This window comes from Agriterribacter sp. (genome assembly GCF_035444585.1).
GTDB lineage: Bacteria > Bacteroidota > Bacteroidia > Chitinophagales > Chitinophagaceae > Agriterribacter.
On the sequence record NZ_DAOMOZ010000170.1, the window covers coordinates 1 to 10,895 of the forward strand.

Below are 10,895 nucleotides of genomic sequence, written 5' to 3' on the forward strand. Positions count from 1 at the left end.
GTGCCGCATTCCTGCTCCAGGTTTTGCCGGGCGTTTTCAATTGTGGTGTAGGAAAGCCCTATTTTCATTTGCAGCTCATCTCCTTTGCTGAAATGGTATGCAGCAGCCAATGTGAGGCTGTCGCCACCTGCCTGATTGATGTTTTTTGCTGTTTTATTACCCTGCCATGCATCAAGCGATTGAAAAGGCGTGTTGAACCGTATAACAAAAAATATACGTACGTCCTTTGGTCCGCCCCAGTATCTTTTTACAGAGCTGAAAGATCCTTCTATTGCGGTATCACTGATGCGGGTAATTTTTGCATCGGTCATGGTACTGTTGGAAACGTGTCCGGACAAACTGATAATAATTCTGCCCGCGGTTTCTTTTGTATAGCGGAACCGGTAATAATTCACTCTTTCAGTGGCTGTTTGTTCTACCCATATTTTATTGTTCTGCAGCATCACCCGATGGTATCCGGGCTGCACAATTTCATCATCGTGATTAAATGCAGACTTCCATCCCTGTTGCCCTTCTGCAGGGTTTTGATTTTCTGTGGCAGGCATGATCTCTATGCCGGACATCATCCATGCATGAATTTGTTCAAAGCCCAGGATTTCTTTTTCGTTGTAATTGTAACCGCCGCCAAATTGGTTTTTATTGCGTGTTAAGGGAGCCGAACTTGCCATTCCAAACGGAAGGCTGCCGGTTATAAAAAAGAAATACCTTCCGCGATTGGTTTCAATATAGGGATCAACCCACGACAGGTGATCCTGCGCCTGTTCCGGCGACGGAAATACTTCTATTTCAGAGAATCCTATGTTTTTTCCTGTGGCATCGGTTACTACGAACTTTATCCATTTCACCTTGCGGGCTGCAAACGGGATCGCAATACCACTTCCGTCGGCCGGCACCTGGTTGATCCATATCATACTGCTGTCGCTGAACATCAGTTTACCTCCGGCAATATTTTCCGTTAACGAAGGACGATCGTATAGCACTACCTTGTTAATCAGCTGCGGTTGTTCCCATTCCAGTTGTATCCACGGTAACCGGATATAGCCCCAATCGGTTGTAACCCCCGCGCAGGCCCACTCGCCCTTACCGTCCACGCCTATCAGCCCATCTGTTGCATTTTGTACGCCATAGGTTTCACCGGCAAAAGTGCTTGCAGTAACTTTTGCCAGCGGAGCGATATTTCCGGGACCTGCGTGGCTGGATTTGCTGATGCAGGTTATACACAACAGTGAAAGAATGCCGAAGAGTTGCTTCATATTTATATTTTTTATGTGGGCGATACCATAAAATACGAACATTTTGCTCATAGTGTATAACAGCAACCGTTATTCGTATTTCAGTTTTATAAATCGCGGACGGTATAAATGCGGGAACTTTTTAATGTCGTTCAAAAAATCAAATGAGTTGATATTATAGCTTATGAGCAATTCACCCGGTTGGGAAAGCACAGGATGTGCTTTGGCATTATAAGGAAAAAGACTGGGCGAATCTTTCAGGTCATCTTTTACATCATATACGTCGGTGATGGGGCCAAAAGGTCCAACCGGCGTTGTTCCTACTCTTACCGCCACCCGGGTTCCGATCGCATCCTTTTGAAACACCATAAGGTAACGTCCACCGGTAACCGGTGTTACGCTCATTTCATTGGATGCGCGGTCTGCAACGGGCTCAATGGCTTTAATGTCGGCCGTCCACGATTTGCCGTCCCAGAACCGCCATTCATTAAACTGTTCAATATCCTGCGGCAGAACCCTTGCTGCTATCACCTCCTTGTTTTTCCCTCTTACACCATAAATATACAGGTATCCGTCGGCGTTGGGAGCACCGGCTTCTTTGGTATTGACCAGTACGCCGGCGCCAAAAGAACCGGCAGAGTCGGCGTTTTCTCCCTGGAAAAAAGGGATCTCGATCTGTGTTGCATGTTTGAACGGCGGTTCATCGCCTGCGGGTATGCAAATGATCGTATTACCGGTTTGTTTGAAGCCAAATACAGCCTGCCCCGGGATATTTTTGATGCGGTATCCGAAAATATAGATGCTGTTGTTCATTTCCGTATTTACAAATCCATCGCCAAGCCAGTAATATTCATCCTGTTGTGTAGGCTGCGTATTGGGTACAAATACGGATGAAGGGTGATGATCAGCGTTTTTATTCCAGTAAAAATGAAGTGCGGTACTATCGGGATGGTTGCCGGTTAACAATGCTATGCTGTTGTTGATCATGGTAAAACCGCTTTTCAGCGAATCGCTGATATCTCCCAGTAAGGTATCACTGAACCATATCAATATGCTGTCTTTACCTCCGCTGGCTTTTGTCTCCAGCCCGCTTAAAGCAATGGAGTATATGCCATCGCCTCCGAACCAACCGTGGTTTCTTTTAAACAGCGCTGTCCATTCCGGCGCCGGAACTGCTGTAAATGCCGGTTCAGAAGAAGATGGTTCACCCTGCCTGGTCGGGACGGAACAACCGTAGGTTAAAAAAAATATAAAAAAAATGAGCAGGCTGGTAACGGTTAATCCTAATACGCGCATCCGAAATGAATTGATACCGCTAAAGTACATTTTTACCTGTGTACGGCAGAATACTTGTATATCCATAACGGTTACTCTCCATTCATTACCTTTTATTGTCTTTGCATAGGTTATTTAACGCTTCAGGAACGATCTGTACATTATATTTGGGCATGTGCTGGAATGTATTTCTTTTATTGCAACTCATTTTTTCCCCCCGGCTGAATGACCCCGGACCGGAGATCCAAAAAATCCAATTGTCAGGATTTGCACAAGGCACCACCTGGCATGTTACCTACTATGCGCAGGACAGCGTTGTGAAGAAAAAGCAGGCAGACAGCATCTTATCCCGGCTCGACAGCGCACTTTCCATATACAAGCCCTGGTCGCTGATCAGCAGGTTCAATGCATCAAAAAATGGCATCACCGTTGACCATCATCTTGCTGCAGTAGTTGAAAAATCTATAGAGGCATGGGAACAATCCGCCGGTATTTTTGATATCACCATACAGCCCCTTGTTGCCGCCTGGGGGTTCGGCGCAAAACATGTAAAAAAATATCCCGATTCTGCCAGGGTTCGCTCATTGCTCCAGTGCACCGGAACAGATAAAATAAAACTGGAAGGAGATCATCTCATCAAAACGAGATCCTGTATTGCGATTGATGTAGACGGAATAGCACAGGGGTATAGTGTAGATGTACTGGCAAACTTTTTAGAGCAAAACAACATCACCAGCTATATCGTGGAAATTGGTGGTGAGATACGGGTTAAGGGAAGAAAAAAGCCGGGCAATGAAAAAATGAAGATCGGTATTGAAGCGCCCGGAGATTATTTATTTGAATCGCCGGTCATGCAAAAGATCATTTCCATTGATGAAGGCGCTGTTACCACCTCCGGAAGCTACCGCAGGTTTCATGAAAGCAACGGAAAAAAGTTCAGTCATATTATTGATCCCAAAACCGGGTACCCGGTCCGGAGTGATGTGGTAAGCGTTACTGTTTTCGCTCATGATGCCATTACGGCCGATGCTTATGACAATGTGCTGATGGCGATGGGGCTGCAAAAAGCACTGGCATTTGCAGAACAAAGAGAAGATCTCGCTGCTTATTTTATTTACAAAACGCCCGGTGGATCCATCGCCGATACCGCCAGCAGCCGGTTTTACGAGCTTTTTGTGAATAGTGAGGTGAGAGGCGAGAAGTGAGAAGTGAGTGGTGAGTGGTGAGGGGTGAATAGTGAATAGTGAATAGTGAGTGGTGAATAGTGAGTGGTGAGAAGTGAATGGTGAATGGGTTCACGTTTATCGTTTCACAGGGGATGAGATGGGAGAGGTGAAGATGAGAAGTGGGAGGAGTGAATTGTGAGAGGCTTATCGTTAGTATACTTTAGCTCATTGCTGATGGCTGATGGCTGACAGCTCCACAAACAACAATCCGGCAGGCTTTTATTCCCACCGGATCATGGTATGCTGCATTAAGCATTGATTATTTCAGCCTGGCCACTTCGTCATCGAAATACTTTTTGGTAGCGATCACGTCGGGTAAATTATGATACCAGTTGGATTCGTGCTCTATCGAAAAAGCCCCGTTGAAGCTTTGTCTTTTAAACTCCTTAAAAACGGCTGGAAAGTCTATTACGCCCTTACTTACTACGGTGTCGGCAGCTTTGGTGTCGTCAAATTTTACGATATCTTTTAAGTGCGCACCAATAAGATGGCCGTCTAATTTTTTCAGGCAGTCAACCGGATCCAAACCGCTGCGTGCCCAATGGCCGATATCGGCACAGGCTCCTATATTGCTATGACCCTGTATGGCGGCAAGCACGGAATCGGGCGACCAGTAACCGCTGGGTTTCGGGTGATCGTGTATGGCTACTTTTATGCCGTAAGCACCCGCCAGGCTGTCAACCATATCCCACTGGTCTTTCTTTGGTTCGGCTGTAATATAGCTTAAGCCGAATTCCTTTGCCAGGTCAAAAGCTTTGATCCATTCGGCTTCATCGTTCGGCGAAATAACGCCCATCGCTACAATGCTGATGCCTTTCGATTGCAGCAGCTCTTTAAGCTTTACCCGGGTATCGGCAGACATTTCGGGGCCAAAATCACCTTTCAGGTCGCCACCCAAAGGTTGTCCGAAAAAAGCTTCGATGTTTTTAATACCTGCACTGTCAACCTTGTTTAAGGCGTCTGTGAAGGAAAACATCCTGAATGTCCACATCTGTACGCCCAGTTTAAAGCCGTCAACGCTACCGCTGTCTGAACTTGCTGTGGCAGTGCTGCCGGCATCGCTTGTGTTGCTGCTGTTGTTACACGATGTAACAGCAAACATGCACAACAGGAATAAAAAAAAGCTGTTGATCAGTTTCATTTTTACATTTTAAAGAAGTGAATAAAAAATATAGGAGTAGTCATTTAACCTGTGAAAATTTTTATACCGGTCCCCATCGGATTTAATTTGCATTGCGAGCATGCAATTTACGCTGACAAGACAGCAAATTACAAATTTGTTTAAAAACGACCATAAATGAATGGATGCTTTCATCCGTTGAGTTGCAGCAGGGAACAAGCTGTATTACTGCAATGCTATTGCAAAGAATACAGTGAACCTACAAACGGGCATTGGTTCGCCTGATGATTTCTTCACGGTAAAATCTGGGAGACCTTCCGTTTCTTTTCTTAAACAGTTTTGAAAAGTAGAACGCCGATTCAAATCCTGTTTGCTCGGCAATTTCATTAATGGTAAGACTGGTGGTCTCTAAAAGATATTTCGCCCGGTTTAGTCTGAGGTTCAACACAAACTGGTTAGGCGGTTCGCCGGTCAGTCTTTTAAATTCTTTCCTGAAAGAAGAATAACTCATCGGCAGTTGCCTGGCCATGTGTTCAAGATCAATGTGTTTTGCCAAAGATTCCTGTAAGAGGAATTTCGCTTTTTCGATCAGCCTGCCGATCGGGGATTTCTCGGTTTCATTGCTTAATGATACCGAGTATAAATAGCCAAGTATCTGCAATGTAATGCCGGCACTGATTTGTTGATAACCCGAAGGAGCGGTTTGAACGGTTTCAATAAGCTTGTGAAAAAGATTCAGCAGTTCGCGCTGTAAGCCTACTTTAATGAAAGGATATTTGACATCAAAAAAATCATTTCTCATCAATTCATTGGCATAATTACCATTAAAGCCCAGCCAGTATTCATCCCACCCCGAATCGGTATAAGGCTTATAACGGTGCCACACACCCGCATGTAAGAACAAACAGGTACCTTCAGTAATTTCAATTGATTCTGCAAATTCAGATTCGAAGATGCCACCTCCTCTCGACACGTATATTAACTGATGGCCGCGAAGGATACGGCCTTTGCTCCACGAAAACGTATGTGAAGAAGGATGTTCATAATTTTTAGGATAGTTTTGATGAGGATGTACTTTTGAAAAGCCCGCTGTATCAACGTAGAGACCCCACTTTTCTTCTACGAGCGAACCGCTCATGTATTTGCAGTAATCGTTCATATCGCAACAAGCATTTATTAATAACTGGCAATCAAAATATGTCAAAAGGTACAAAAAGAAACTATTTTATCCATTTTTTTGGACATCATCACTGAATAAATTTGTCAATTGAAAAATGATTTGCACCTCTGACCGGTATAAAGACAATTAAAACAAACAAAAAGATGCATGTTTAAAGTTGGTTTAACAAGAGACTTTTTAACGCCCGAAGGAATATTGACCTACAAAGACATGGGATTGGATATTCTTGATGACATTAAAGAGATCGAATACGGGTTTTTGGAAAAATGGGAGTCGCCGCTGCAAGCCGCCACTCTGCAGCAATATGACGCTGTTATTTCTCTGGCCCCGGCGTATACTGCAGAAAGTTTCACGGGTGTAACCCGTTTAAAAGCAATATGTCGTTTTGGTGTGGGGTATGATATGGTTGATGTAGATGCGTGCAGCCGGGCCAATGTGATAGTAACCATTACGAAAGGGGCGGTAAATTATTCGGTGGCTGAGGCCATCATTATGTGGATGCTTGCACTGTGTCATAAACTGGTTGCAAAAGACAAATTGGTAAGGCAGGGCAAATGGCAGGAAAGGAACCAATACACCGGGAGTGAGCTGCGCGCCAGAACGCTTGGTATCATTGGGTTTGGCGGAATCGGCAGCCAGCTAACCCACATGCTGAAAGCATTCAGTATGAACCAGCCGTTGGTATACGACCCTTATATTGATGAAGCAAAAGCCTTCGAATTGGGCGTAAGAAAGGTAGATATGCAATCCCTTTTACAATCATCTGATTTTATATCAGTCAATTGCCCCTTAACCCCGGAAACAAAAAATATGATCGATGAAAAAGAATTAATGCTGATAAAAGAATCGGCCTTTATCATCAATACGGCGAGAGGTGGTATCATAAACGAGCTTGCTTTGATCAGGGCTTTATCAAACAATCGGATTGCGGGATACGCTACAGATGTTTTTGAAAATGAGCCGGTCGCTTCAGACCATCCGTTTTTTACAATGGATAATGTATTGCTGGCGCCCCACTGCATTGCATGGACACACGAACTGTTCAGAGAAATAGGACGTATGGCATGTACCCAGGTAGCACAGATCGCAGGGGGAAAAGCTCCTGATCATATTTTGAACGCAGACATACTGGACAAATGGTTTTCTGAAAAAATAAAAAATAATCTTCTATGAAATCAAATAGTAATACCCCGGCAGCAGGAGCAATTTACCAGCATTACATTAATGGTGCATTTCACCGGTCAGGATCCGCAACCGATTACATTGAAGTGCTGGATCCCTGCACTGAAGAAGTAATTGCTTCTGTACCGAGAGGCGGGCAAAAAGAGGCCGATGCCGCCGTTGATGCGGCTGTTGCCGCTCAGCGTCAATGGAGTTCATTACCCTCTGTTGAAAGAGCAAAGTACCTTAAAGCCATGGCAAACACGATCAGGGAAAACCGGGTGATGCTGGCAGAAACATTGGCCCGCGAACAGGCAAAGGTAAAAACGCTGGCTCAGGTGGAAATTGATGTAACCGCAGAATATTACGATTACTATGCGGGATTTGCCCGGGCTTACGAGGGAGAGATTATCCAGAGTGACCGTTCGGGAGAGCAAATTTTTCTGCATAAATTACCGATAGGTGTTGTGGTAGGCATATGTCCCTGGAATTTCCCGTTTTTTGTAATGGCCCGAAAAGTTGCGCCCTCACTGCTCACCGGCAATACTATTGTTGTGAAAGTGAGCGAAGAGGCGCCTTTAACCTGCCTTGAATTTACTAAGTTATTGGGTGGCGTTAATCTGCCAAAAGGTGTATTGAACGTAGTTTGTGGTTATGGTAATGAGATCGGGGAAGCGCTCACCCATAATAAAAATGTAGGCATCATTAGTCTTACGGGGAGCGTTGATTCAGGCCATAAGGTGATGGCTGCCGCTGCAAAAAATATTACTAAAGTTTCTCTTGAATTGGGAGGTAAGGCGCCTGCTATTGTATGCGCAGATGCTGATATGGAAGTGGCTGTAAACTCTATTGTGGCATCGAGAATAATTTACAGTGGACAGGTTTGCAATTGTGCGGAGCGTGTATATGTAGAAGAAGGAGTATACGACGAATTTTTGGAAAAACTGATCATTGCCATGAAGGCGGTAAAAGTGGGCAATGCATCTAACGACAGTAATATTGATATGAGCGCCCAGATCAACCAAAAGCAATTGGATAAAATTTCCGGGATGGTGGACAGGGCGCAGGCAGCCGGCGCCAAAGTAGTAACCGGAGGCAAAAAATCAACCAGCTTTGATAAAGGTTATTTCTACGAACCTACCGTCATCACCGATGTAAAACAGGATGCAGAGATCATGCAAAAAGAGGTATTTGGGCCTGTATTGCCTGTTATGAAAGTAAAAGACTTTGATGAGGCATTGAAGCTGGCTAACGACAGCGAATACGGGCTCACTTCTGCTGTGTATACCAAAGACATCAACAAGATGCTCCGTGCTACCAAAGAATTAAATTTTGGCGAAGTGTATTTTAACCGGGAAAATTTTGAAGCCATCCAGGGTTTTCACGCCGGCTGGCGGAAATCAGGCATTGGGGGTGCAGACGGCAAACACGGTCTCGAAGAGTATCTGCAGACCAAAACCATATACATCCAACAAACTTCATAGCTTCTTTTTAAACGATTGCATCATACCAAAAATCATCATTATGACATCAGTACCTTTCTTCATTTCAGCCTTCAATAACAAATTGGGCCGGCTTTTGTTTTATTGGGCTTTCTTATTCGTTTGTCCCGCAACAGCCCTGTGTAAGGACATTGTGGCAAAAACGGAAACCAATAAAATGGTTGAAATTTCATTTACTTCGGCAGGTACCTATAACGACCCATTCAACCAGGTTGAACTGGATGCCATTTTTACCGGTCCTTCGGGCGAGCAACTAAAGGTGCCGGCTTTTTGGGCAGGCGGCAATATATGGAAGGTCAGATATGCTTCTCCGATACCAGGCAGCCACAGTTTTACGACCATCTGTTCCAATGCAACCGACAAAGGACTTGCCGGCGTCCGGGGTAGGGTTGAGATCAGGAAATACAAAGGCAATAATCCGTTGCTCCGGCGCGGCGCTGTTAAGATAGCCGACGATAAAAGACATTTTGCTTATGGCGACGGCACCCCGTTCTTTTGGATGGGCGATACCTGGTGGATGGGGCTGACCAAAAGATTGATATGGCCCGAAGAAGTGAAAGCACTTGCAGACGACAGGATTAAAAAAGGGTTTAATGTAGTGCAGATCGTAGCAGGACTTTATCCGGACATGCCGGCCTTTGATCCGCGCGGAGAAAATGAAGCGGGGTTTCCATGGGAAGAGAATTACACCAGCATAAGACCTTCTTACTTTAACGCCGCAGATAGGCGGATCATTTACCTTGCAGAGCAAGGCATCACTCCCTGCATTGTAGGCGCCTGGGGGTATCACCTGCCCTGGCTGGGAGTTGAAAAAATGAAACAGCACTGGCGCTATCTTATTGCAAGATGGGGTGCGCTTCCCGTTGTATGGTGTGCGGCTGGAGAGACCACGATGCCTTTTTATCTTTCAGAAACCAAGGACGCCGACAGGGAATGGCAAAAAAACGAGTGGACGAAGGTGGTAAAATACTTGAAAGAAGTTGATCCGTTTAAAAGAGTGATTACCACGCATCCTTCAAGAACAGCGAGAGCGTCATTGTCTGATCCTTCTTTACTGGATTTTGATATGCACCAGAGCGGGCATGGCTCAGGCCCCGCCAGGCAGGCAGCGCAGGCGCTGGAAGGCTGGCGTACACAACCTGTGATGCCGGTGATCAGCGGTGAATCGAGATATGAGGCACTGGCTATACCTAACCCGCTTCCCGCTGAAGCTCCCCGCGGAGCCTTTTGGGCGCATACTGTAAACAGCGGGTTGGCAGGTCACACCTATGGGGCCAATGGTATCTGGCAGTTGAATGGCATCAATAAGCCTTATGGCAATTCACCCGGGGGGAATAACTGGGGAATTACACCGTGGAATGAAGCGATGAAGCTGCCGGGCTCTGCACAAATTGGCGCAGCAAGAAAGCTGATCGAATCAATCCCCGGCTGGAGCAGTTTTCAACCGCAGCCCGGGATGATTACACAATGGTCATCCGGAGATACGGCCGTGTTGGCCGTAACGTCCGGCAGCCGGTCGGCGCTGGCTTATCTGCCCTCACCAGGTAGCATCACGATCACACTCCCTGCTGCCGGTCAGCGGTATAAAGCCTTTTGGTTTAATCCGGTCACCACGGGTAAAGGGCAGGAGTTTACGCTCATTACAGACGCTTCAGGAAAGTTGGTCGCCACTTCGCCTGCCACTAAACAGGATTGGGTGCTGGTGCTGACCAGGAATTAAAAACATATTAATCCACTATTAGCATTTTTGAATGTATTGCTTTTAAAATTATCCATAAAAACAAATACAAAAGACGAACTATATGCAAAAAAGGTTTATCAATAAAATCGTTTGGGTGAGCGGGGCTGCCCAGGGTATCGGTCGCAGCATTGCAGAACTTTTTGCAGAAGAGGGAGCCCGTGTGGCCATTATTGATATCAAAGAAAAAGAAGGGAAGGAATGTGCAGAATGTATTAAATCTAAGGGAGGAACCGCTGCCTTTTTTTTTTGTGACCTGAATGTGGAAGATGCTATCCATCAATCGATCACCGATACCGTTGCCGCTTTCGGAGGCTTGCATATCATCGTGAACAACGGGGCGATCAATATGGTTAAGAGCCTGCACGATTACAGTACGGAAGAATGGGACCGGCAATTGAATATCAATCTTAAGGCCATCTTTCTGAGTTTTAAATACGCTTATCCCTACCTCAAAAAAA

The 10,895-nt window shown here is 45.5% G+C and carries 9 protein-coding genes; 5 read left to right on the forward strand and 4 right to left on the reverse strand.

Translation table 11 applies throughout. The features are described 5' to 3' along the window. Both PLH26_RS16135 and PLH26_RS16140 read right to left on the reverse strand, forming a co-directional pair. The coding region (locus PLH26_RS16135) for a DUF7402 domain-containing protein (RefSeq protein ID WP_502876402.1) at positions 1–1,253 on the reverse strand (1,253 nt) is incomplete at its 3' end. A 69-nt stretch (positions 1,254–1,322) separates the two neighbouring features. After that, positions 1,323–2,528 (reverse strand): DUF5005 domain-containing protein, encoded by a 1,206-nt coding sequence (locus PLH26_RS16140; protein ID WP_324587060.1) that lies wholly within the window; start codon positions 2,526–2,528, stop codon positions 1,323–1,325. 152 nt (positions 2,529–2,680) lie between these two features. Between PLH26_RS16140 and PLH26_RS16145 the strand changes: the two genes are divergently transcribed. After that, entirely contained in the window at positions 2,681–3,712 is a 1,032-nt protein-coding gene (locus PLH26_RS16145) for an FAD:protein FMN transferase (protein WP_324587061.1), read from the forward strand. 280 nt (positions 3,713–3,992) lie between these two features. Here the strand turns inward: PLH26_RS16145 and PLH26_RS16150 are convergent, their stop codons facing one another. Together PLH26_RS16150 and PLH26_RS16155 are read right to left on the reverse strand one after the other, a co-directional pair. Then, positions 3,993–4,874: a sugar phosphate isomerase/epimerase family protein gene (locus tag PLH26_RS16150; RefSeq protein ID WP_324587062.1), complete on the reverse strand. Its 882-nt coding sequence runs from the start codon at positions 4,872–4,874 to the stop codon at positions 3,993–3,995. Positions 4,875–5,112: 238 nt separating this feature from the next. After that, on the reverse strand, positions 5,113–6,012 hold the full coding sequence (locus tag PLH26_RS16155; RefSeq protein ID WP_324587063.1) for a helix-turn-helix domain-containing protein: 900 nt from the start codon (positions 6,010–6,012) through the stop codon (positions 5,113–5,115). A gap of 168 nt (positions 6,013–6,180) precedes the next feature. Here PLH26_RS16155 and PLH26_RS16160 point away from each other — a divergent pair, with 168 nt between their 5' ends. The 4 genes from PLH26_RS16160 to PLH26_RS16175 all read left to right on the forward strand — a co-directional run. Then, positions 6,181–7,206, forward strand: a complete 1,026-nt coding sequence (locus tag PLH26_RS16160) for an NAD(P)-dependent oxidoreductase (RefSeq protein WP_324587064.1) — start codon at positions 6,181–6,183, stop codon at positions 7,204–7,206. Further along, positions 7,203–8,678 (forward strand): aldehyde dehydrogenase, encoded by a 1,476-nt coding sequence (gene aldA, locus PLH26_RS16165; protein WP_324587065.1) that lies wholly within the window; start codon positions 7,203–7,205, stop codon positions 8,676–8,678. Before PLH26_RS16160 ends, aldA begins: the two co-directional genes overlap by 4 nt. Positions 8,679–8,718: 40 nt before the next feature. Next, complete coding sequence (locus PLH26_RS16170) at positions 8,719–10,416, forward strand: glycoside hydrolase family 140 protein (protein ID WP_324587066.1); 1,698 nt, start codon at positions 8,719–8,721, stop codon at positions 10,414–10,416. 82 nt (positions 10,417–10,498) lie between these two features. After that, positions 10,499–10,895 (forward strand): SDR family NAD(P)-dependent oxidoreductase (locus tag PLH26_RS16175; protein ID WP_324587067.1); only part of this gene is annotated, 397 nt, incomplete at its 3' end.

Coding starts and splice junctions, on each gene's coding strand:
- PLH26_RS16140 (WP_324587060.1), bottom strand. CDS start 2,528: ATGCGCGTATTAGGATTAACCGTTACCAGCCTGCTCATTTTTTTTATA.
- PLH26_RS16145 (WP_324587061.1), top strand. CDS start 2,681: ATGTGCTGGAATGTATTTCTTTTATTGCAACTCATTTTTTCCCCCCGG.
- PLH26_RS16150 (WP_324587062.1), bottom strand. CDS start 4,874: ATGAAACTGATCAACAGCTTTTTTTTATTCCTGTTGTGCATGTTTGCT.
- PLH26_RS16155 (WP_324587063.1), bottom strand. CDS start 6,012: ATGAACGATTACTGCAAATACATGAGCGGTTCGCTCGTAGAAGAAAAG.
- PLH26_RS16160 (WP_324587064.1), top strand. CDS start 6,181: ATGTTTAAAGTTGGTTTAACAAGAGACTTTTTAACGCCCGAAGGAATA.
- aldA (WP_324587065.1), top strand. CDS start 7,203: ATGAAATCAAATAGTAATACCCCGGCAGCAGGAGCAATTTACCAGCAT.
- PLH26_RS16170 (WP_324587066.1), top strand. CDS start 8,719: ATGACATCAGTACCTTTCTTCATTTCAGCCTTCAATAACAAATTGGGC.